The sequence below is a fragment of the Burkholderia sp. AU27893 genome, from assembly GCF_002223205.1.
GTDB lineage: Bacteria > Pseudomonadota > Gammaproteobacteria > Burkholderiales > Burkholderiaceae > Burkholderia.
This window is the reverse complement of sequence record NZ_NKFD01000001.1, coordinates 1,466,726-1,489,267: the sequence shown is the minus strand read 5'-3', so window position 1 is coordinate 1,489,267 and position 22,542 is coordinate 1,466,726. Positions and strand designations below refer to the sequence as shown.

Here is a 22,542-nt window from a genome sequence, read left to right as displayed (position 1 = left end):
CGATTGGTCGGCTTGCCGGCTCGCCGCGTCATGCGTGCTGCGCGGCGGCCGCCACGGCCACGCCCGCCGCGACGCCGGCGCGCGCGAGCACCGCATGCAGCAGCACGTTCGAGCCGCGCGTCACGTCATCCGGCAGCGCATCCTCGGCTTCGTTGTGCGACAGGCCGTCGACGCACGGGATGAACACCATCGCGGTCGGCACGCAACGCGCGAGCAGGATCGCGTCGTGCCCGGCGCCGCTGACGATCCGTTCGTTCGTATAGCCGAACGCTGCCGCCGCCTGCGCGACCTGCTCGACGCAGTCGCGATCGAACGGCGTCGCCGGGCTGCGCCAGCAGGTTTCAATCGCGACCTGCACGCCGCGCGCGGCGGCGACGCGCGTGCACGCGTCGCGCAAATCGCGCTCCATTGCATCGACCTGCGCATCGTCGTGATGGCGCAGGTCGACCGTGAACGTCACGTCGCCGGCAATGGTGTTGCGCGATGCGTTGCGGATGCCGACCTGACCGATCGTCGCGAGCCCGCGCGGTGCATGACCGGCGACGATCCGTTCGAGTTCGAGCGCCATCTGCGCGCTCGCGAAATACGCGTCCTTGCGATATGGCATCGGCGTCGTGCCCGCATGCGCGGCCACGCCCGTCACCGTCACGTCGAGCCAGCGGATCGCCTGCCCGCCCGTGACGATGCCGATCGTCGTGCCGTTCGCCTCGAGCACGGGGCCCTGCTCGATATGGGCCTCGAAGTACGCATCGACCGCGCCGCCCATCGCACGCGTGCCGCGATAGCCGCATGCGTCGAGCGCCGCGCCGAGCGTGACGCCGTCGGCGTCCTGCTTCGCGAGCGCTTCGTCGAGCGGCAACGCGTCCGTGAAGACGGCCGAGCCGAGCATCGCCGGCGCGAAGCGCGCGCCCTCCTCGTTGGTCCAGGACACGATCTCCAGCGGTTTGTCGGTCGCGATGCCCGCGTCGTTCAGCGTGCGCACGAGTTCGAGCGCGGCGAGCACGCCATAGACGCCATCGAAGCGGCCGCCTTCGGGCTGCGTGTCGAGATGGCTGCCGATCAGCACGGGAGCCGCCTGCGCATCGGTGCCGTCGCGCCGCGCGAACAGGTTGCCGACGGCGTCGACGCTCACCGTCATTCCCGCGTCGCGGCACCACTGCGCGAACAGGTCGCGCCCGCGACGATCGTCGTCGGTGAGCGCGAGGCGCCGCACGCCGCCGCGCGGCGTCGCGCCGACACGCGCCATGTCCACCAGGCTTTGCCACAAACGCGCGCCGTTGATTTCCAGCAGGTCTTTCATGTGTACTCCGGATGAATTCTTTTGATGAGGGTCACTGCGAGCCGAGCGCTTCGGCGGCGGCCGGCCGTGCCGCGCGGCGGGCGTCGAGCGCGACGATGCACAGCAGCGAGATGCCGGCGAGACCCGTGTAGAACACCGCGAGCGGCCACCACTGGCCCGCGAAGCGATGGGCGAGCCACGTGCCGACGAGCGGCGTCAGCCCGCCCGCGATCGCACCGCAGATCTGGTAGGCGAGCGAGATCGCCGAATAGCGCACGTGCGCAGGGAACACGTCGCTCACGAAGCCCGCGATCACCGAATAGAAGCCGGCCATGCAGACCACCGCGAGCGCGATGCCCGCGATCAGCGACGCGGACGTGCCGCCCTGCACGAGCATGAACATCGGATACGGCGACAGCATCGCGAGCAGCGCCGCGAGCTTCAGGAAGCGCGCGCTGCCGATGCGCTCGGCGATCCACGCGGCGATCGGCTGCGCGACGAACTGGATGATCGCGACCGCGAACAGGCTGTCGAGGATCAGCGAGCGCGACACGCCGACGTACTGCGTCGTGTACGCGATCATGAACGTGTTCGTGAAATAGACGCCTGCGATGCCGATCGTGTTCGCGCCGATGCAGAGCGCGACGAGCCCCGATGCGGAGCGGAACACTTCTGCGACCGGCAGCTTCACCGTGCGGTGGGATTCCTTCACGCGCGCGAATTCCGGCGACTCGTTCACGCCGAGCCGGATCAGGATGCCGACCACGAGCAGCACCGAACTCGCGAGAAACGGCAGACGCCAGCCCCACGCGAGGAAGTCCGCCTTGTCCATCGACGTAACTGCGCGAAACGCGATCAGCGACAGGATCAGCCCGGCCGGGCTGCCGAGCTGCGCGAACGACGCGAAGAACGTGCGGCGCCCCTGCGGCGCATGCTCGCCCGCCATCAGCACCGCACCGCCCCATTCGCCGCCGACCGCGATCCCCTGCACCACGCGCAGTGCAACGAGCAGTACCGGCGCGAGCACGCCGACCTTCGAATAGTCGGGCAGCAGCCCGACGCAGACGGTCGCGACGCCCATCATCATCAGCGTCGTCATCAACGCCTTCTTGCGGCCGATGCGGTCGCCAAGATGACCGAAGATCACGCCGCCGAGCGGCCGCGCGAAGAAGCCGACCGCGAACGTCGCGAACGACGCCATCGTGCTGACGAAGCGGTCATGCGACGGGAAATAGAGTTCGCCGAACACGAGCGCGGCGGCGGTCGCGTAGATGTAGAAGTCGTACCACTCGATCATCGTGCCGATGAATGCGGCCGTCGCGGCGCGCGCCGGCTGGCGGGCGGAAGAAAGGGACTGGGTCATGCGGGCTCCTGATGCGCACCGCTGCGGGCGATGCGCAAAATCGTGTGACGGCCGTCTGTCGCGGCCTTGCGCCGCACGCTGCGGCACCCCTCCTTTATCGGCGACCGCAAATCATTAGTCAAATTTCAAGTTATTATTCGCTGTATAAATTTGACTAATGCACACCTTGACGGCTCGCCCGGAGACCCGATGCGCCCCGACCTCGCCCCGTTCCTGAACGACCGCCTCGACTGGAACCTGTTGCGCACCTATCTGGTGATCATCCAGGAGCGCAGCGTGAGCCGCGCGGCCGCGCGCCTGCACGTCACGCAGCCCGCGGTGAGCCAGGCCTTGCGGCGGCTCGAGGACACGCTCGAACGCAAGCTGATCGAGCGGCGCGGCACGCATTTCGCGCCGACGCCTGCCGGCGAAGCCGTCTATCGGATCGCGAGCGACATCTACGGCGGCATCTCGCGCCTCGAAACCGAAATCGACGACAGCACCGCCGACCTGACCGGATCGATCCGGCTGCTGACGGTGAGCCGCATCGAGTCGCCCGTCTACGATGAATTCCTCGCGGACTTCCATCGCGCGTATCCGCGCATCGACCTGCAGATCGAGGTGATGCGCTCGTCGGACATCCTGTCTTCGCTGCTGCAGAAAACGGCCACGGCCGGGCTCGGCCTGTGCCGCACGCCGCACGACAAGCTGGAGATGCGCTGCTTCCTGCGCCAGCGCTATGCGATCTACTGCGGCCGCCATCACCGGCTGTTCGGGCAGACGCAACTGCGGATGGAGGATCTGCTCGCCGAGAATTTCGTGTCGTTCACGAGCGACCAGATCGGCGACAGCCTGTCGCCGCTCACCGTGTTTCGCGACCAGAAGGGCTTCACGGGGCGCATCGTCGCGTCGTCGCCGAGCCTCGAGGAAGTGCGGCGGCTGATCTTCGCCGGCTACGGGATCGGCTGCCTGCCCGAGCACATCGTGCGCGACGACATCGCCCAGCAGCGGCTGTGGCGGCTGCCGCCCGACGACGGGCTCGTCGATGTCGACGTGTTCCTGCTGTGGCATCGCGATCGCAAGATGAACGCGGCCGAGCACGCGTTTCTCGACGCGATGGAGCGCTGCATGCAGCGCTATTCGCTGGCGGAGCGGTTGGGGAAGTAACGACGCGAATGCGCGGGGAAAAACGCCGGGCACACACGGCCCGGCGCGTCGGCATCGTCAGAACCGATGCACGATCCCCAGCTGCACACCCCGTGCATTCGCCCCCGGATACGCGAGCGGCAGGCCGGGGTTCGCCGCACCGGCGAGCGTATAGCTGGCCTGCTTGCGGTTGCGCAGGTACGACAGCGCACCGTAGAAGCTCGTGCGCTTCGACAGGTCGTACTCGTACATCAGCCCGACCTGGTCCGCATGGTTGCCCTGCGACGACTGGTCGTGCAGATATGCGTAGCCGAGCGCCACGTAGTTCGCCGGATTGAACTGGTATTTGACCGACAGCCCATACACGCGCGAATCGATGCCGAGATCGGCCCACTTCACCGCGGAGAAGCCGCCGTACACGGTTGCCTTGCCGATCTCGTACGACGCGCCGGCCATGATCGTGCGATCGGTCGTGGTCGCCGTCGCGTTCTTCAGCCACTGGCCCGCGACGAACGCGCCGAACGGCCCGTGTTCGTAGGTCAGGTCGAACTGCTGGCTCGAGCCTGCCGAGCGCACGCCGCCCGCATCGCCGAACCCGAAGTACAGCCCGCCCTGGAAGCCGGCAATCTCCGGGCTCTGGTACGACAGCGTATTGCTGGTGCGGAACGCGAACACGGTCAGGTTGTCCATGCCGGACGCCTGCGTGACGCCGCCGAACGCGTCCTGGCCGCCCTGGTCGTTGAACAGCGGCGAATTCTGGCGGCCCGCGCGCACCTTGCCCCACTGCCCCGCGATGCCGACCCATGCCTGCCGGTTGAACAGGCTGCCCGCACTCGCGAGCGAACCGTCGTTCGGATTGAAGCCGTTCTCCAGCGCGAACTCGATCTCCTGCCCGCCGCCGAGATCCTCGCCGCCCTTCAGCCCGAACCGGCTGCCCCACTGGCCGCCCGAATTGATCGCCGCCGTGTAGCCGTTGCCCGTATTCACGTACTGCGCGAATTCGTCGATCACGCCGTACAGCGTGACGCCGTCCTGCGCGAACGCGACGCCCGGTCCGGCGACGCACGCCATCGCGATCGTCATGCGGAAACCGGCGTGCACCATCCGCGCCCGGGAATCGCTTCCGCGCGCTGTCATTTGTTTAGTCATACTATTCAATGGTCAGAGAATGAAACGACACCGGGCGCGGCAGTCGCGCCGCACCGGCATCGCGGGAAAGAAAACCTGGGGGAGAACAGGGCGCAGGCGGCGCCCGGCTCGCGCGACAGTCAGGCCGGCAGCCGGCCGGCCCGATGCGCGTGACGTGTCGTCAGTGGTGAACTTCGCTGCGCTCGAGCGGCAGGATCAGGCGCTCGGGAATGCTGCGGCGCGATGCGCGTGCGCCGATGTAGTACAGCACGGCCGGCACGAGCAGGCCGAGGATCCACGAGATGTCGGTGCCGCCGAGCGCGTCGACGAGCGGCCCCGTGTAGATGTGCGTCGACATGAACGGCAACTGCACGAGGATGCCGACCACGTAGATCGTGATCGCCATCATGTTCCAGCGTCCGTAGCGGCCGTCCGGATCGGACAGCGCCGGCACGTCGTAGCGCGAGCGCGTGAAGCAGTAGTAATCGACCAGGTTGATCGCGCTCCACGGCGTAAAGAACGCGAGCAGGAACAGGATGAACGCGGTGAATTCCTTCAGGAACGAGTGGCGACCCGCGAGCGCGATGAGCGTGGAGACGCAGATCATCCCGAAGATGTACACGAGGCGGCTGCGCGACGACACGGCGTGCTTGCCGCGAAAGCCGCTGACGATCGTCGCCATCGACATGAAGCTGCCGTACGCGTTGAGCGCCGTCACCGTCACCTTGCCGAACGCGATGCTGAAGTACAGCAGCGCAGCCACGGCGCCCGTCGAGCCGAGACCGACGATATACGCGACCTCATGGTGCGCGAACTGCCCGCCGGCCAGCGCGGCCGCAAACACGCCGAACACCATCGCTGCCTGCGCGCCGATCACCGAGCCGAGGCCGACCGCGACGAACGTCGCGACCGACGACGTCGAGCGCGGCAGGTAGCGCGAATAGTCGGCGACGTACGGGCCGAACGCGATCTGCCACGACGCGGACAGCGACATCGACAGCAGGAAGCTCGCGAGCGAGAAATGCTTGTTCGCGAGCAGCGCGCCGATGTCGTGGTTCGCGAACAGCTGCGTGAACATGTAGACGAACGCAGCGATGCCGACCACGCTGGCGATCCGGCCGACGGCGTGGATCGCGCGATAGCCGAACACGGTCAGCACGACGATCACGGCCGCGAACAGCAGGATGCCGGCCGCGTCGTCGATGTGCAGCAGCTGCGCGACGGCCTGCCCGGCCAGCACCGAGCCGCTCGCGGAAAAGCCGATGTACATCAGGCACACGAGCACGATCGGGATCATCGCGCCGTAGACGCCGAACTGCACGCGGCTCGAGATCATCTGCGGCAGCCCGAGCTGCGGCCCCTGCGCGCCATGCAGCGCCATCACCGCGCCGCCGATGAACTGGCCGAGCAACAGCGCGACCAGCGACCAGAACACGTCGCCGCCGAGCACCACGGCGAGTGCGCCCGTGACGATGGCCGTGATCTGCATGTTCGCCGACAGCCACAGCGTGAACTGGCTCAGCAAGCCGCCGTGGCGCTCGGCATCGGGAATGAAGTCGATCGAACGGACTTCGATCAGGCCGCCGGCTTTTCCACTGGGATTCGTTGACACGGGGAAATCTCCAAAATACTCAGGATCACAAATGGTTTGAACGAGTCGGGAAGCTGCGAGCCGCCCTTTCGGCTCGGTGGGTGCGGGGCGCCGTGGATCGCCGGCATGCGCCACGCACGCACGGTCTGCGCACTGGCGCGCAAGCGGCACGACGTGTGCCGACATTGCCAGCGGATGATCTTGTATATACAACTTGCGAGGTATCGGTGATTACCCGGAATCCGCCGATTTTCGAAAATGTCCGAATAAACGGGCTCCGTTCGACGTGTCCAGTCGAAAGTCGGATGTCGGAATAATGAAAGCTCAGGCGCGTGCGGGCGATGCCTGATCGGGCTCGGCCGTCATGTCGGCGGCGGGCAGGAGCTTCAGCATGCGCCGGGCGGCCTCGATGTCGCGCACGTGCAGCCATTCGTCGTAGTCGTCGCGGCGCAGCATCACGACGCCCCGCTTCTCTTCGCCGGGCCGATGCATCCGCGCGAACAGCGGGTGCGTATCCGCGTTGACCGTGAGCATCGCCATACCCACGCGCTCGCGGCCGTCGTCACCTTCGTAGCGCCGCCAGATGCCGGCGACACAGTACGGCTGCCAGCCGTCGACGCCGATCCGCTGCCACACGTTGCGACCGGTTTCGTAGCAGGGTTCGAAGATCCAGCGCACCGGAATCAGGCAGCGCTGGCCGTTGCGCCACGCGTTGCCGTAGAGCCGCGACGAGCCGACCGTTTCCGCGCGCGCGTTCACCGTGTCGAGCTTCTTCTTTTTACGGCCGTTCTCGTCGAGCCGCTCGGGCTGCATGAATTTCGGCCAGAAGCCGAACACGGCCGCGACGACTTCGAGGCCGTCGCCATCGGCGCGCGCGATCGGCGCCGCGTAGTCGGGATACACGTCGGGGGCCCACGGGTCGCGGCGATACAGATCGCCGATGCCGATCTTCAGTTCGCTGATGCCCGGGTCTTCGTCGGGGGCGCGGTAGTGAGTGCACACGGCTCGGCGGACGATGGATGCAATGTCTCCATCGTAGATCAGCGCAGCGGCCGCGGTCGCGCTATTGTTTGGTATGACGAAACAGTTTTACGAATCTATTTTCCCGTCGCTCGCCGCCGGCGCGATGCGTACAGGCAGATCAGTTCCAGCGCGATCGTCGCGCCGGCCAGCGACGTGATTTCCGCATGATCGTACGGCGGCGACACTTCGACCACATCCATGCCGACCAGGTTGATGCCGTCCAGATGCCGCAGGATCTCGAACGCCTGATGGCTCGACAGCCCGCCCGAGACCGGCGTACCCGTGCCCGGCGCGAACGCCGGATCGAGACAGTCGATGTCGAACGTCAGGTACACGGGATGGTCGCCGACCCGCTCGCGAATGCGCGCGGCGGTCGCGGCGGGCGTCGACGCATGCACCTGGCGCGCATCCTGGATGTCGAAGCCCATCGGCTCGTCGTTGGTCGTCCGGATGCCGATCTGCGCCGATCGTTCAGGCACGACCCACCCTTCCCGCGCCGCGTGATAGAACATCGTGCCGTGATCGATGCGCTTCACGTCGCGGTCGGGCCACGTGTCGGTATGCGCGTCGAAGTGCACGAGCGACAGCGGCCCGTGCACCTTCGCATGCGCCTTCAACAGCGGATACGTGATGAAGTGATCGCCGCCGAGCGTCAGCATCGCGCAGCCGCGCGCGAGGATCGCGTCCGCATGCCGCTCGATCGCACCCGGCACCGATTCGGGTTGCCCGAGATCGAATGCGCAATCGCCGTAGTCGACCGCGGCCAGCACGTCGAACGGATCGAACGACCACGGCCACGGGCGCTCCCACGCGATGCCCGTCGACGCGATCCGCAACCCGCGCGGGCCGAAGCGCGTGCCGGGCCGGTGCGACGCGGCGGAGTCGAACGGCACGCCGGTGATCGCGAGGTCGACGCCGTCGAGATCGCGGCTGAAACGCCGGCGCATGAAGCTCGTCGCGCCCGCGAAGGTCGGTTCGGCCTGCGTGCCGTAGAGGCTGTCGCGCGTGAACGCGAAATCGTTCTGGCTCATCGTCGGATTCCTGTCTGGTGGGAAACGGCCGCGCGGCTGGCGACCTCGTGCCCGATTCTGCCGTCACGGCATCCGACGAAAAATATGAACTAACATAAGCCAACTTCACGAAACGCGATGTATCGCCATGCTGACCCGATTGAGAGACATGGATTTGCAGCTGCTGCGGCTCTTTCTGACGATCGTCGAAAGCGGCGGCTTCAGCGCCGCGCAAGGCACGCTCGGCATGGCGCCTTCGACGATCAGCACGCAGATGGCCAAGCTCGAGACGCGCCTCGGGTTCCGGCTGTGCGATCGCGGCAAGAGCGGCTTCCGGCTGACGCCGAAGGGCGAGCGCGTGCTGCAGTCGACGCGGCGGCTCCTGCACGCGATGGACGTGTTCACGCGCGATACGCAGCACGTGTCGGGCACGTTGCTCGGCGAACTGCGCATCGGGCTGTCCGAGCGGCTCGCACCGGACGTCGTCGAATCGATCGCGGCGAGCGTCGGCCGCTTCCGCGAACGGGCGCCGGATGTACTGATCGAGATGATCGCGGTGCCGCCCGACGAACTGGAGCGCCGGTTGCTGAAAGGCGAACTGCAGCTCGCGATCGGCTACTTTTCCGGCCATCAGGCCGGCCTGCACTACGCACCGCTGTTCGTCGAGCACCAGTCGCTGTACTGCGGCGCGCGGCATCCGCTGTTCGCGAAGAAGACCGTGTCGGTCAACGACATTGCGAACGCGAGCAACGTCGCGCGGCTCTACAAGACGAATACGTCGGGTGCGGCGCCGCGCAACGCGCAACCGACCGCGTTCTCCGAAAACGTCGACGCCGACGTGATCTTCATCCTGTCCGGTGCGCATGTCGGCTTCCTGCCCGACCACGTCGCGGCGCCGTGGGTTGCCGCGGGCAAGATGCGCCGGCTGCTCGCGAGCAAGCTGAGCCATACGGTCGAATTCCAGCTCGCAACGCCAAGGAACTGCGACGGCAGCGAAGCGCTGGCGGCGTTTACGGCGGCGCTTGCCGAACAGTTCGGCGGGCTCGACGGCTTCGCCGATCAGTGACCGGCGCACGCCGCCCGTGTTGCGTCAGGCGAGCCGGTCCGACGCGATGACCTGCACGCCCGGCCGCGCAGCGACTGCCGCGTCGAGCATCGCGCGGGCAATCCGCGACGCGGGATTCACGCGCCACTTCGCCGGCAAAACAGGCCGGGCCGCGTTCAACGCCGACACCAACAGCCGCTCGCCGAACCTGAATTCGTCGCGGCTGCCGCCGATCAGGCCGGGCCGCACGTAAGTGAGCGACGCGAACCCGACGCCGGCGAGCGCCTGCTCGACCTCGCCCTTCACGCGGTTGTAGAAGATGCGCGACGCCGGATCCGCGCCGAGTGCGGAATTCAGCACGTAAGCCGGTGTGCCGTGGCGGTGTGCGAGCCGCGCGACCGCGAGCGGATAGTCGTGGTCGACGCGCCGGAATGCCGCCTGGGAGCCCGCAGCGCGCATCGTGGTGCCGAGCGTGCAGATCACGGCGTCGGCGTGCCACCAGTCGGCCGTGTCGGGCAGATGATCGAAATCGACCTCGAGCGCGCGCATCTTCGGGTGCGGCGACAACGGGCGGCGCGCGACGACGATCACCTGATCGACCCGCGCATCGGCGAGCGCGACTTCGAGGACGTGACGCCCGACGAGTCCGGTCGCGCCGACGAGCAGCAATTTCATGTCCGATCCTTCCGAGTAGAGCCTGCGTTGGCGAGCCGGGAACGGCCCGGCTTACGGCTTCCCCCATGATCGTCGGCCGACTCGGCGCCGACAACCCTCCAACATCTCCAAAAGTTACAGGGTGCGCTACAAACCCGCCGCCTGTCGCGACACGCTCGGCGCGACACCCGTCCAGCGCTTGTACGCCTGCGAGAACGACGACATGTCGCTGAATCCCAGTTCCTGCGCGATTTCCTTGATCGACCGGCGCCCTTCCGCGATCAACGCCTGCGCGCGGGTCTTGCGCACGGCGCTCGAAATGTCCCGGAAGCATGCGCCCTCTTCCTGGAGCCGGCGCTTCAACGTGCGCTCGCTGGTGTTGAGCAACGTCGCGATGTCCTTCAGCTGCGGCGGCCGGTCGAACGGGCGCGTGGCCAGGTACTCGTTCAGGAACGATACGAGGTCGACGCGCGTCCGCCTGCGCGTGATCAGCTCGGCACACATGCGCTCGCACATCGCCGCGGTCGCGGCATTCGCCTGCGGCAACGGTCGCTCGAGATGCGCATGCTCGAACGTGAGCGTGCTGGCGGGCTGGCCGTGCCGGATCGTCGCGCCGAGCACCGGCTGCTGCGCGCCAGCGCCGGGGCCGGCACCATACGCAAGATCGAACGTCGCGAGTTCGAACGCGCTGCCGATCACGTCGCGCAGCACGCGGCACGTCGCGCCCATCGCGCGTTCGACGAAGAAGCGCTGCACGTTCGCGGCGAGCTCCGGCGACGCGTCGAACTGAATCACGTCGCGCGGCCCGGCCCGGCGGAACGTCATCCCGACGAAGGTATAGGTCAGCGCCAGGTAGCGGCCCGCGAGCGCGACCGCGTCCATGCCGGTCGCGCTGCTCAGCAGCCCGTAGCCGAGCAGCCCGTATGCCGAAAGCTGGTACGACAGGCCGACCTCGAGGCCGACGCCGGCCTCCCCGGCGGTCAGGTCGAGCAGGTTCGACGCAACGGCCAGCTCCTGCGCGGCCAGCACCGTGAAGTCCGGGTCGGCAAGCTGCTTCAGCGTGAGCTGCGACCCCTTGAGCAACGCCTGCGGCGCGATCTTGCGGTCGCGGCCGAAATCGATCATCAGCAGGACGGAAGCCGGGCTGCGGGCAAAGTTCCAGACATTCATCAGACGCCTCGCGACGTGGGTTGGCCTAGATTCTAAAGCGGTTGGCCCGCCCCAGCATGGATCGCGCGAGCCCGCGCGCCGATGATGAACGCCATCGCAACCCGCACGGCGTCGATCACCATGAAGCGTCCGTCGCTCTTTCGTGCTGCCCGCGCGCTGCTGCTGGCCGCCGGCCTGTCGAGCGCACCGCTCGTACCGGCACTGGCCCACGCCGCCGTTTCGCCCCATCCACCGGAGTCCGCCACCATGCCCAAGACCTACGCCGACCAGCCCGTCTGGCGCGACATGCAGACATTCCTTCCGACCGACTTCCAGTGGAAGGACGGCCGGCAACCGACGGAGGAATGGTGGTCCTGGCACGGCCATCGCATGCATCTCGACACGTACCGCAACCGCCAGGCGCGGGTGAAGGTGATCCTGTTCCATGGCGTGGGCACCAACGGCCGGCAGATGTCGATGATCCTCGGCGAGCAGCTCGCGCGCCGCGGCTACGAAGCGATCGCGGTCGACATGCCCGAGTACGGGATGACCGAAGTCGCCACGGGCAAACGGGTCCGCTATGACGACTGGGTGCGCGCGGGCAGCGACCTGATCGACGCGGAGCGCGCGAAGGACGGCCGGCCGATCGTGCTCTACGGACTCAGCGCCGGCGGCATGCTCACGTATCACGTGGCTGCGCTGAACGGCAAGGTCAAGGGCATCGTCGGGATGACCTTCCTCGACCAGCGCCTTCAGCAGGTGCGCGACGAAACCGCGCGCAACGTGTTAATGAGCCGCGTCGGCGGCCCGTTGATGCATCTCACCGCGATGACGCCGCTGAAATCGATGCGGGTGCCGATGACGCTCGCCAGCAAGATGTCCGCGCTCGTCAACGATCGGGATGCGCTGAAAGTATGGCTGTCTGATCGCACCTCCGCCGGCAACGCGATGACGATCGCGTTTCTCGATTCCTACATGTCGTACCGGCCGGCGGTCGAGCCGGAGGATTTCGCCGTGTGCCCGATCCTGCTCACGCAACCGGCCGCGGACCGCTGGACGCCGTTGCACCTGAGCGAACCGTTCCTGCAGCGCGTGCGGAAAGTGCCGGTGAAGGTCGTCATGCTGGACAATGCGGGCCACTATCCGCTCGAACAGCCGGGGCTGTCGCAGATGGTCGAGGCGATCGATGCGTTCTATCGGGAGGTGACGGAAAAGTGAATGCCGGGCGCGGATCGCCTAGAACACCGTTCGAACGCCGACCCGCAACACGCCCTGCCGCGCGCCCGACGATGCGGTGAACGTACCGCACACCGATGCGATCACGTCCTCGCCGCCGCTCGCCTGTTGATACACGGCACTCATGTAGACGTCGGTCTTCTTCGACAACAGGTAATCGAGCGTGATGCCGGCCTGGTTCGAATGATTGCCGGTCAGTTGCCGGTTGCCCTTCGCGTACAGGTAGTTCGCATACGCGAAGAAATCCGGCGCGAACCGGTACAGCCCGCCGATCTCGTAGGTGTCGACGTGCGCGCCCGTCAGCGTGTTGCGCGTATTCACGTACAGCGCGTCGAGCGCGAAGTCGCCGAATGTATAGCGTCCGCCCGCGCCGGCATTGCGGATGCCGAGGTGCCCGTTGTCGATTCCCTCTTCTTTCGAATACGTGTACGCCGCATCCAGCCGCAACGGCCCGTTGTCGTAGGACACGCCGAAGCTCGACAGGCTGTTGCTGCCGGTCTGCCCGGCGATGTTGCTGAAGCCATACAACGCGCCGAACCGGAACCCGCCGTAATACGCGGACGTGAACTTGATCGCGTTCGGTGTTGCGCCCCCGCCCGCCGTACGCGTGTAGTCGAAGGTGCCGAGCGCCGCGCCCAGTTTCGAGAACGGGCCGCCCGGCAGCTGGTACAGGCTGACATACGAAATCTCGTGCCCCCAGCGATGCAGCGACAGGTTGTCGAACATGTAGTCGAACTGCCTGCCAAGCGTCACGGTGCCGTACGGCGTGACGATGCCGACATAGGACTCGCGTCCGGACAGTGCGCCGCCGCGCACCGTGCCGCTGTTGATATCGGGCTGCGACGCCATGAAGACGAGCGCCTGGAACCCGCCGCCGAGATCCTCGACCGTGCGGATCCCGATCAGGTTGGGCGCCTGGATGCCGGACATCGCCTGAACCAGCGCCTTGCCGCCCGAATTGCTCACGTACGAAATGCCGTTGTCGACCAGACCGAACAGCGTGACCGAACTCTGCGCGTGCACGTGGCACGACACCATCGCCAGCGCGACGGCCATTGTCTTCATTCTCACGGATGCTGTCTCCAAACCGTCAGTGTCCGACGCACCGTTCGCATACGAGCGAACCGCACGTCGGACTGTCATTTTTATTAGTAAAACTATCTAATTGGCGCGTGCGGGATATGTGTTCCCCGCTCGATGCGCCGCCGTGGGCCGGGTTACCCGGCGTCGACTGATGGATCGCGCGCGCCGTCGCCGGCCGAACCCGTCGATGACGGGAACGACCGGCGGCGAGTCGCGCGTGTTACAGCATCACGTTGATGACCTTCTTCTCGACATAGCTATACATTTCCTCGATCCCCTCTTCCCGGTCGACGCCGCTGTTCTTGAAGCCGCCCCATGGCACGCCGAGGAAGTGCGTGTTGCTGCCGTTGACGAACACGCTGCCCGCACGGATGCGACGCGCGGTGTTGAGCGCCTGCCGGATGTCGTTGGTCCAGATCGCGGCCGAGAGCCCGTATTCCGTGTCGTTGGCCATCGCGACCACTTCGTCGACATCACGCCATCGTGCGACCGACAGAATCGGGCCGAAGACTTCCTCGCGCCACAGCCGCATCTCGGGCGTGACATCGGCATAGACGGTCGGCTCGACCCAGAAGCCTTTTTCGAAAGCGTGCCCGGGCGGGCGGCGGCCACCCGTCATCAGCCGCGCGCCATGCGTCTGCGCCGGGTCGAGAAAGCTCATCACGTGTTCGTAGCTCTTGCGCGAATTGATCGGGCCCATGCCCGTGTCGGGCAACATCGGATCGCCGACGCGGATCGCGGCCACGCGCTCGACGACACGCGCGAGCACGTCGTCGTAAATGTCGTCGTGCACCAGCAGCCGCGAATTGGATCCGCACGACTGGCCTTGCCATGAGAAATTCATCCCGCGCACCGCGCTCTCGGCGGCCGCGTCCGGATCCGCGTCCGGAAACACGATCATCGGATTCTTGCCGCCCAGCTCGAGCGTCACGTGCTTGACGCCCACCTCCGCCGCGCTGCGCTGGATCGCCTGCCCGGTCGGCACGGACCCGATCAGCGCAAGACGCTTCACGTCCGGATGGCGCACCAACGCATCGCCGACTTCCGCGCCCGTTCCGTTGACGATGTTGAACACGCCGGCCGGCAATGTCTCGCGCGCGACCTCACCGAGCACGAGCACGGACAACGGCGACGTTTCGGGCGGCTTCACCACCACCGTGTTGCCGGTCACGAGCGCGGATGCGGTACGCGCCGCGGAGAACATCGCCGGATGATTGAACGCGGCAATCCGGCCGACGACGCCATACGGCTCGTACACGGTCATGTGCAGATGGCGGCCGGTGGCCGGGATCGTCTCGCCGTGCAGCCCGTGCACGAGCCCCGCGTAATAGCGCAGGCTGCGCACCGTCTCGTGCATGCTCGCAAGCGTCGGCACGTAGGTGTTGCCTGAATCGAGCACCTCGATGCGTGACAACGCCTCCGCGCGTTCGAGCAAGCGCTCGCCAAACCCGCGCAACAGTTCGCCGCGCTCCTCGCCGGTGCGTTCGGCCCACGCGGGCCACGCGCGCTGGGCCGCATCCACGGCCCGCGCGACGTCCTTGCGCGAGCCGGCTGGCGCGCGGCCGATCACTTCCTCGGTAGCCGGGTTGATCGACGCCGCCCACTCGCCGGTCTCGCTTTCCACCAGTTCGCCGTCGATCAGCAAACGGCCGGTTATCCACTGCTCGTCCATACTCGTCTCCTCGATGATTCGATCGCCGGTCAACGCGCGCCCGTGTGTTGCTCGTGCTGCACGCGCCGCTTCCACAGCGCCCACGGGCGCTCGACCTGCGTTTCGATGTTCGCGCACGCGGTTGCGGCTTCCTGCTCGCTCAGATAAACCACGTCACCCAGTTGCAGCGCCTCGATCTGCATCCGCGCGTTCACTTCCGCGTAGACCGCGCGATACACGGCCTGCTTGAGCGTCGGCGCGACCACGGTCGAACCGTGACCGCGCATCAGTACGAACGCCGCACTGCCGAGCCGCTGCGCCAGCGCCGCGCCGAGCGCGTTGTCGCGCACGAGCAGGTCCGTCGCATCGCCGGCGGTATCGCGAATCTCGAACACCGGCGTACCCGCGCCGAGAAATCCGCTCATGTGGCACACCGGCCGCAGCGGCGTGCGTTGCGTCACGCTGAACGGCAGCACGGTCGGCGAATGGCTGTGGACGATCGCCTGCACGTCCGGACGCGCTTTATAGATCTCGCCGTGGATGAAACGCTCCAGATAGACGGCGCGCCCGCCGGCATTGACCGGCACGCCGTCCAGCGTGAATTCGACGATGTCGTCGATGCCGACGGTGCCCGGCGCCATGTTGCGCGCCAGCAGGAAGCGCTGCGGATCCTTGTCGTGACGGACGCTGACGTGACCGAAGGCATCGACGATGCCCTGGTCGAACAGGATGCGGTTCGCGCAGACGAGATCCTCGACGAGCGCGGGATCCGGCGCATCGGCGGGACGCCCGGCATCGTCCGCATACGCGGCTGCGCCGCCGGATTGAAGATGAAGAGTACACATGGGTCGGCCTGTTTTCGGGTTGACTGGCAGTGCGCACGCCCGCTTCGCGTCGCGAGGCGGACCGTCAAGCACCCGGCCAGCTTAGGACCGCGCCGACCATAGGTCTATTAGCTATTGATCGCCAAACAGATAGCCCGATGACTATGAATTCGGGACGCCCGCTGCCGCGCCCGGCGACGCGGAATCGACGATGAACTGCACGAGTTCGGCCTGGAACGCCGAGAAGCGCTTGTCGTCGCGATGCACGAGATAGATCGGCACCTTCATCGACAGCTCCGGGCGATCGAGCACGACCAGCTCGCCGCGCTCGACCTCCGCACGCACCGCCGACGCGAACATGAAGCTCACGCCGAGGTTCTCGCGCACCACGTGTTTCATCGCCTCCGGATGCCCGAGTTCCATCACGACCTTGCGCTGTTCGAGGCCGCGCTCGCGCAGCAGCGCCTCTTCGAGCTCGCGGCGCGGCTGGTTGCGCGGCGTGCTCACGAACGGCACGCGGCGCAGGTCGAGATCGCCGGCCGGCTGCGCGGCCCACGGGCTCGACGCGCCGCACACGAGCAGCAGTTCGTCCTCCCACACGGGAATGGTCGCCAACCCTTCGAGATCCTGATTGGCCGCGATCAGGATGACCGCGAAATCGCAACCGCCGACACGGGTCGCATCGACGGCCGCCTGCGGCGTCAGGATCTGCACGGTCACGAGCCCGTCGGGCTGCCGCCGGTGGAACTCGGCGAACAGCGGCGGCAACGCGTACGAGCCGATCGACATCGACGTCGCCACCACCGCGGTGCCCATTTCGCCCTGTTCGAGACCGGCGAGTTCGCGCTCGACCTCGCGAGTGCGCGTGATCACCTCGGTCGCCCAGCGATAGATGCGCTCGCCGGCTTCCGTGAGTGCGATGTTGCGGCCGGCGCGCTTCACGAGCGCGTAGCCGAGCCGCTTCTCCATGCTGCGCACGTGCGCAGTCACGACCGGCTGCGCGATGCACAGGCGGTCGGCCGCGCGCGTGACGCTGCCGAGCTCGACCACCGTGCAGAACACCTCGAGCTTCTGAAAAGTGAGATACGAATCGAATCCGCGCACAGTCCCCTCGCCCATAGCCATCCGGGTATCGGATGGCACCGTAATACGTATTGGAAGATATGTTTCAGGTTACGCACAATCGAATGAACCCACAACCGAGAGGCCTGCGTTCAGGCCCACCTGGAGACATCATGGTTCGTTCGACGTCTGTTCCGGCCGGTCGCCGCGCCCCGCGTTCGCGGGTCGCGCCGGCCTGCCCTGCCGCCCGGCACCGCGAGGTGCGTCGATGAAAACCGATACGTACGACTACGTGATCGTCGGCGCCGGCTCGGCCGGTTGCGCACTCGCCTACCGGCTCGGCGAGGCCCCGAACGTCCGCATCCTCGTGATCGAGGCCGGCGAGCAGGATCGCTCGCCGTACATCAAGGTGCCGCTGACGTGGGGCCAGATCCTGAAGAACCGGCTGTTCGACTGGGGCTATTTCACCGAGCCGGAAGCCGGCATGGACGGCCGCCGGATCGAATGCGCGCGCGGCAAGGTAGTGGGCGGCTCGTCGTCGATCAACGGCATGGCCTACGCACGCGGCGCGCGGGAAGACTACGAAGGCTGGGCCGACGAATTCGGCCTGACCGACTGGTCCTACGACGCGGTGCTGCCGTACTTCAAGCGCTCCGAATCGTGGGAGCGCGGCGAATCGGCGCTGCGCGGCGGCCGCGGCCCGCTCACCGTGATCCGGCTCGACTATCGCGACCCGTTGGTGGGTGGCTTCCTCGACGCGACACGTGCCTGCGGCTATCCCGAGAACGACGACTACAACGGCGCATCCGTCGAAGGCTTCGGGCCGATGCAGGCCACGATCCGCAACGGCCTGCGCTGCAGCGCCGCGGTCGCCTACCTGCGCCCGGCGCTCGCGCGCGGCAACGTCACGCTGGTGACGGGCGCCCTCGCGAAGCGCATCGTGCTCGATACCGACCGGGGCGCGCCGCGCGCCATCGCGATCGAGTATCGCCGGGGCGAATCCGACTACCGCGCCGATGCGCGCCGCGAAGTCATCCTCTGCGGCGGCGTGATCAATTCGCCGCAACTGCTGATGCTCTCCGGCATCGGCGCGGCCGACAGCCTGCGCACGCACGGCATCGCGTCGACGGTCGAATTGCCCGGCGTGGGCACGAACCTTCACGATCACATCGTGTTCGACCTGCGCTGGAGCCGCAAGGAACCCGGCCCGCTGCACCGGATGATGCGTGCCGATCGCATCGCGTTCGACGTCGTGCGCACGTTTGCCGGCGGCAACGGCTTCTCGAGCACGATCCCCGCCGCCGCGCTTGGCCTGGTCAGGAGCCAGCCTCACCTGCCGCTGCCGGACGTGCAGCTGATCCTCGCGGCCGGCGCGATGAACGCCGCGCCGTATTTCGAGCCGTTCAAGCATGCGTATGCCGATTCGTTCGCGATCAAGGGCATTTTCCTCACGCCCGAAAGTCGCGGACGCGTGTCGCTGAAGTCGGCCGATCCGGCCGAGCATGCGCGGATCGAACAAAACTTCCTCGCCACCGAGAATGATCGCATCGCTGCGCGGGAGATGTTCCGGCGCATGCGGGAAATCGGCGCGCAGGCCGGACTGCGCCCGTTCATCGACGCAGAGATCGCACCGGGCCCGCAAGTCCAGAGCGATGCAGATGTCGACGCGTTCATTCGTCGCATCGCGATCACCCTTCATCACCCGGTCGGCACGTGCCGCATGGGCCGCGACGACGATCCGGCGGCCGTGGTGGATACGCAGATGCGCGTGCGCGGCGTGGCCGGCTTGCGGGTGGTCGACGGCTCCGCGATCCCGCGCATCATCCGCGGGCCGACCAACGCGCTGATCATGATGATGGCCGAACGCGCGGCGGATTTCATGACCGGGAAAGCCGTGCCGGTGCCGCAGGCGCAGGCACGCGCCACGGCACGGATATAGACAGTCGCGCGCGGGGCAGCGCACCACGCCCCGCTTCGATTCATTCCAATTCATTCAGGAGACACCGATGACCCATTCCTGCGGGCATGCGCATTGCCATGCGCACATCACGAATGCCGAACCGCATGCTTTTTCCCTCGCGCTCGGCAACGTCGAAATCATCCGGCTGTACGACACGACGCTGCTCGGCGAAACCGCGCAGAGCTGGCTGCCGGACTTCGACCGCGCACGCGTGGCGGAACACGAGCACTGGCTCGCGCCGACACACTACGATCCCGAAAGCGGCCGCATCCCGATGCCCGTGCACAGCTGGATCGTGCGGACCGGCCGGCATACGGTGCTGATCGACAGTTGTATCGGCAACCACAAGGAGCGGCCGGGGCTGCCGGAAATGCACCGGCTGTCGACGCGCTATCTCGACCGGATGCGCGCACTCGGCATCCAGCCCGAGGAGATCGACTACGTGATGTGCAGCCACCTTCACGCCGATCACGTCGGCTGGAACACGCAGCTCGTCAATGGTGTGTGGGTGCCGACCTTCCCGAACGCGCGCTACGTGATCTCGCAGGTCGAGCACGATCACCTGGTCCGCGCGATCCGGGGCGAAGGCCCCGCCGGCCCCGCGTGGTTCAGCCCGATGTACAACGACAGCGTGCTGCCCGTGATCGAGGCCGGCCAGGCCACGATGTTCGACGACACCTACGAGCTCGACGACACGTTCCTGATCCGCCACGCGCCGGGCCATTCTCCGGGTCACGTGCGCATCGAGCTGACGTCGCAAGGCTCGCGCGGCGTGTTCAGCGGCGACATGCTGCACTCGCCGATCCAGATCCCGTTCTGGCAATGGAGCAGCAAGGTCTGCGACGATCGCACGCTCGCCGCGAAGAGCCGCTTCGAGCTGCTCGCGCATTGCGTCGAGCACGGCGCACTGCTGCTGCCCGGTCATTTCGAGGCACCGCACGCGGGGCATATCGTCGATACGGCCGGCACGTTCGGCATCGAGTTCCTGCGCTGACGCACGCATGGCCGCCACGGCGGCCATGCCGCGCGAACCGGTGGGCTCATCCGGCGAAGCCGCCGGATGCGAGAAAGCGCGCCTCGTCGCGCGTCGTCTCGCGGCCGAGCAGCGCGTTGCGATGCGGGAAGCGGCCGAAGCGCGCGACGATCTCCCGGTGCCCGATCGCATGCGACAGCCACGGCTGGCCGAGCCTGCCGTTCAGTTCGACGGAAATCCGCTGGTCGTCGAGGTCTTCGGAATGGGCGAACGGCAAACAGAAGAACAGGCGCAGCGGCCGCTCGACCTGCGCCATCTGATCGTGCTCGTACGCGTGCATCGCGAACTGCCGTGCGAGCGCGTCGGTCGCATACATGCGCGCGGTGCCGCGAAACGCATTGCGCGGAAACTGGTCGGTGAGCAACAGCAGCGCGAGCGTCCCGTATGGCGTCGACAACCAGCCGTCCAGCTCGCGCCTTGCAGCGGCCAGGTGCGTATCGAGAAAGCGCTCGCGAAAGCGGCGATCGAAATCGGGATGTTTTGCGAACCATTGCGCGGGCCCGGCATCGATCCAGAACGTGATGACGGCCTGCGCCGGCGGCGCGGCAAACAATGGCATATCGATCTTCATGGCGAAGAGATGAACGACGGGTGAATGGAAGCGGCACGTCGACGACGGCCGTGCCCGCACCCGGCCCGTCGTCCTCCTGCCATTCAGGTGCGTTGGAACAGCAGCGTGGCAGCCACCGCAACCACGGCCGGCACGCCGAATACGATCGCGAGGATCGGCAGCTCCTCGCGTACGCCGTAGCCGGCCCGATGCACGCCAACCCACAGGTTGGCCAGCGAGACAACGAGCCAGACCGGCACGAACGCCTGGGCGGCAAACGCCAGCGATGCCGCGTGCGTGCCCCACAATTGCCCGAACAACAGGAACACGGTCAGCAACAGCACGCCGGCGACGATCGTCCAAAGTGTATGCATCGTGCCCCCGGTTACGCGAAGACGCCGAGCATCTTGCCGATGTCCTTTCCCGCATACGGCGGGAACACGTCGAGCACCGCGTCGGGATTGCCGATCAGCATCGCTTTGGTATTGCTCAACGCGTCGAAGCCGGCCTTGCCGTAGTACTTCCCCATCCCGCTGTTGCCGACGCCGCCGAACGGCAAACTGTCGATCCAGCAATGCAGGTTGGTCTGGTTCACGCATCCGCCGCCGAACGACAGGCTGTTGAGCACGCAGTCGATGCTCGCCTGCCGCTTGCTGAACACGTAGCACGCGAGCGGCTTCGGCTTGCGCTTCATGATGCCGACGATCTCGCGCAGTTCGCGGTACGGCAGCACGGGCAGCACCGGGCCGAACACTTCCTGTTGCATCGCCGGATCGTCCCAGGTCGACGGGTACAGCACGGTCGGCTCGACATAGCGTGCCGCGATGTCGTGGCGGCCGCCGTGCACGACCTTGTCGGCGACGATGTAAGACGCGACGCGTTCGGCATCGTGTTCGCTGATCATTCGCGCGAAATCGGGGCGTTGTTGCGGATCGTCGCCGTACATCGCGGTGATCGACGCCTTGAGCTTCGCGATGAAGGCCTCGGCCACCGATTCATGCACGTACACATAGCCGGGCGCGATGCACCATTGTCCCGAGATCGCGTTGTGCCCCCACGCGACACGGTCGGCCGCGATGTCGAGATTCGCGGTTTCGTCGACGATGCATGGGTTCTGCCCGCCGAGTTCCAGCAAGACCGGTGTCAAATGCTCGGCGGCGGCGCGCATCACGACCTTGCCGACCGCCGAGCTGCCGGTGAAGAAGATGAAGTCGAACGGCAACTCCAGCAATGCGCCGATTTCCTGGCGACCGCCCGTGACGACGGCGACGTCCTCCGGTGAGAAGTACTGCGGCACGAGCCGGCTCAGCAGCGCGGCCGTCGCGGGCGTGGTGTTCGCCGGCTTCAGCACCACCGTATTGCCGGCTGCCAATGCCGCGATCGCCGGATCCAGCAGCAACAGAATCGGCGCGTTGAACGGGCCGATCACGAGCGTCACGCCGTACGGCTCCTTGTAGATCATGCCGGCGTTGCCGGCCGCCTCCAGCGCCGGCGGAATCGCCACTGTCTGCGGCGCCATCAGTTCGTGCAGATGCTCGCGGTAGTAGCGGATGACACCGGTCGGCACGGAGATTTCGAACAGTTGCTCGAACGGCGGCTTGCCGAAATCCTCGTACAGCGCCGCGCACAGCGCGTCCTGGTGATCGTGCAGCATCCGCTCCATCCGGTCGAGCTGCGCGATGCGCCATGCAAGGGTTTTCGTGACGTCCGAGTCGAAACGCGCACGTTGCGCGTCGAGCACGGACTGGTAGGGGTTCGACATGGTCGCGTTCTCCT

20 protein-coding genes are annotated in these 22,542 nt (G+C 66.8%); 5 read left to right on the top strand and 15 right to left on the bottom strand.

Translation table 11 applies throughout. From position 1 onward, the window contains the following. Positions 1-28: 28 nt before the first annotated feature. Both CFB47_RS07010 and CFB47_RS07005 read right to left on the bottom strand, forming a co-directional pair. Complete coding sequence (locus CFB47_RS07010; RefSeq protein WP_089460748.1) at positions 29-1,300, bottom strand: Zn-dependent hydrolase; 1,272 nt, start codon at positions 1,298-1,300, stop codon at positions 29-31. A 31-nt stretch (positions 1,301-1,331) separates the two neighbouring features. Continuing rightward, positions 1,332-2,642, bottom strand: coding sequence for an MFS transporter (locus tag CFB47_RS07005; protein WP_089460747.1), 1,311 nt, complete (start codon positions 2,640-2,642; stop codon positions 1,332-1,334). 189 nt (positions 2,643-2,831) lie between these two features. Between CFB47_RS07005 and CFB47_RS07000 the strand changes: the two genes are divergently transcribed. Continuing rightward, positions 2,832-3,788, top strand: coding sequence for a LysR family transcriptional regulator (locus CFB47_RS07000; protein WP_089455934.1), 957 nt, complete (start codon positions 2,832-2,834; stop codon positions 3,786-3,788). Between the two features lie 57 nt (positions 3,789-3,845). On the opposite strand, the gene CFB47_RS06995 is transcribed toward CFB47_RS07000, so the two are convergent. The 4 genes from CFB47_RS06995 to speB form a co-directional block, all read right to left on the bottom strand. Beyond that, complete coding sequence (locus CFB47_RS06995; RefSeq protein ID WP_089460746.1) at positions 3,846-4,916, bottom strand: porin; 1,071 nt, start codon at positions 4,914-4,916, stop codon at positions 3,846-3,848. Positions 4,917-5,076: 160 nt separating this feature from the next. Beyond that, the gene (locus CFB47_RS06990; protein ID WP_089455932.1) at positions 5,077-6,507 is read right to left on the bottom strand and encodes a cytosine permease; all 1,431 of its coding nucleotides are present in this window, start codon (positions 6,505-6,507) and stop codon (positions 5,077-5,079) included. 303 nt (positions 6,508-6,810) lie between these two features. Beyond that, complete coding sequence (locus CFB47_RS06980; protein WP_089460745.1) at positions 6,811-7,488, bottom strand: SOS response-associated peptidase family protein; 678 nt, start codon at positions 7,486-7,488, stop codon at positions 6,811-6,813. Between the two features lie 95 nt (positions 7,489-7,583). Further along, complete coding sequence (gene speB / locus CFB47_RS06975; protein ID WP_089460744.1) at positions 7,584-8,540, bottom strand: agmatinase; 957 nt, start codon at positions 8,538-8,540, stop codon at positions 7,584-7,586. A 127-nt stretch (positions 8,541-8,667) separates the two neighbouring features. Here speB and CFB47_RS06970 point away from each other — a divergent pair, with 127 nt between their 5' ends. Further along, positions 8,668-9,585, top strand: a complete 918-nt coding sequence (locus tag CFB47_RS06970; protein WP_089460743.1) for a LysR family transcriptional regulator — start codon at positions 8,668-8,670, stop codon at positions 9,583-9,585. A gap of 24 nt (positions 9,586-9,609) precedes the next feature. Here CFB47_RS06970 and CFB47_RS06965 read toward each other — a convergent pair whose 3' ends face one another. Both CFB47_RS06965 and CFB47_RS06960 read right to left on the bottom strand, forming a co-directional pair. Further along, positions 9,610-10,239 (bottom strand): NAD(P)H-binding protein, encoded by a 630-nt coding sequence (locus CFB47_RS06965; protein ID WP_089460742.1) that lies wholly within the window; start codon positions 10,237-10,239, stop codon positions 9,610-9,612. Positions 10,240-10,365: 126 nt separating this feature from the next. After that, positions 10,366-11,388: an AraC family transcriptional regulator gene (locus CFB47_RS06960; protein WP_089430855.1), complete on the bottom strand. Its 1,023-nt coding sequence runs from the start codon at positions 11,386-11,388 to the stop codon at positions 10,366-10,368. 246 nt (positions 11,389-11,634) lie between these two features. Here CFB47_RS06960 and CFB47_RS06955 point away from each other — a divergent pair, with 246 nt between their 5' ends. After that, the gene (locus CFB47_RS06955; RefSeq protein ID WP_089461372.1) at positions 11,635-12,585 is read left to right on the top strand and encodes an alpha/beta fold hydrolase; all 951 of its coding nucleotides are present in this window, start codon (positions 11,635-11,637) and stop codon (positions 12,583-12,585) included. An 18-nt stretch (positions 12,586-12,603) separates the two neighbouring features. Here the strand turns inward: CFB47_RS06955 and CFB47_RS06950 are convergent, their stop codons facing one another. The 4 genes from CFB47_RS06950 to CFB47_RS06935 form a co-directional block, all read right to left on the bottom strand. Further along, a complete protein-coding gene (locus CFB47_RS06950; protein WP_226273644.1) occupies positions 12,604-13,668 on the bottom strand; it encodes a porin in 1,065 nt (354 codons plus the stop codon). Positions 13,669-13,906: 238 nt separating this feature from the next. Further along, on the bottom strand, positions 13,907-15,358 hold the full coding sequence (locus CFB47_RS06945) for an aldehyde dehydrogenase family protein (protein WP_069353680.1): 1,452 nt from the start codon (positions 15,356-15,358) through the stop codon (positions 13,907-13,909). Between the two features lie 29 nt (positions 15,359-15,387). Next, the gene (locus CFB47_RS06940) at positions 15,388-16,182 is read right to left on the bottom strand and encodes a class II aldolase/adducin family protein (protein ID WP_089430853.1); all 795 of its coding nucleotides are present in this window, start codon (positions 16,180-16,182) and stop codon (positions 15,388-15,390) included. A gap of 141 nt (positions 16,183-16,323) precedes the next feature. Then, positions 16,324-17,280, bottom strand: coding sequence for a LysR family transcriptional regulator (locus CFB47_RS06935; protein ID WP_241025879.1), 957 nt, complete (start codon positions 17,278-17,280; stop codon positions 16,324-16,326). Between the two features lie 211 nt (positions 17,281-17,491). Here CFB47_RS06935 and CFB47_RS06930 point away from each other — a divergent pair, with 211 nt between their 5' ends. Both CFB47_RS06930 and CFB47_RS06925 read left to right on the top strand, forming a co-directional pair. After that, a complete protein-coding gene (locus CFB47_RS06930; RefSeq protein ID WP_089460741.1) occupies positions 17,492-19,162 on the top strand; it encodes a GMC family oxidoreductase in 1,671 nt (556 codons plus the stop codon). 67 nt (positions 19,163-19,229) lie between these two features. Further along, positions 19,230-20,177, top strand: coding sequence for an MBL fold metallo-hydrolase (locus CFB47_RS06925; RefSeq protein ID WP_089430852.1), 948 nt, complete (start codon positions 19,230-19,232; stop codon positions 20,175-20,177). Positions 20,178-20,223: 46 nt separating this feature from the next. On the opposite strand, the gene CFB47_RS06920 is transcribed toward CFB47_RS06925, so the two are convergent. From CFB47_RS06920 to CFB47_RS06910, 3 genes are all read right to left on the bottom strand, one after another. Then, positions 20,224-20,787: a DUF924 family protein gene (locus CFB47_RS06920; protein WP_089424953.1), complete on the bottom strand. Its 564-nt coding sequence runs from the start codon at positions 20,785-20,787 to the stop codon at positions 20,224-20,226. A gap of 83 nt (positions 20,788-20,870) precedes the next feature. Then, positions 20,871-21,140, bottom strand: a complete 270-nt coding sequence (locus CFB47_RS06915) for a hypothetical protein (protein WP_089430850.1) — start codon at positions 21,138-21,140, stop codon at positions 20,871-20,873. Between the two features lie 11 nt (positions 21,141-21,151). After that, positions 21,152-22,528 (bottom strand): aldehyde dehydrogenase family protein, encoded by a 1,377-nt coding sequence (locus tag CFB47_RS06910; protein ID WP_089461371.1) that lies wholly within the window; start codon positions 22,526-22,528, stop codon positions 21,152-21,154. Positions 22,529-22,542 lie beyond the last annotated feature (14 nt).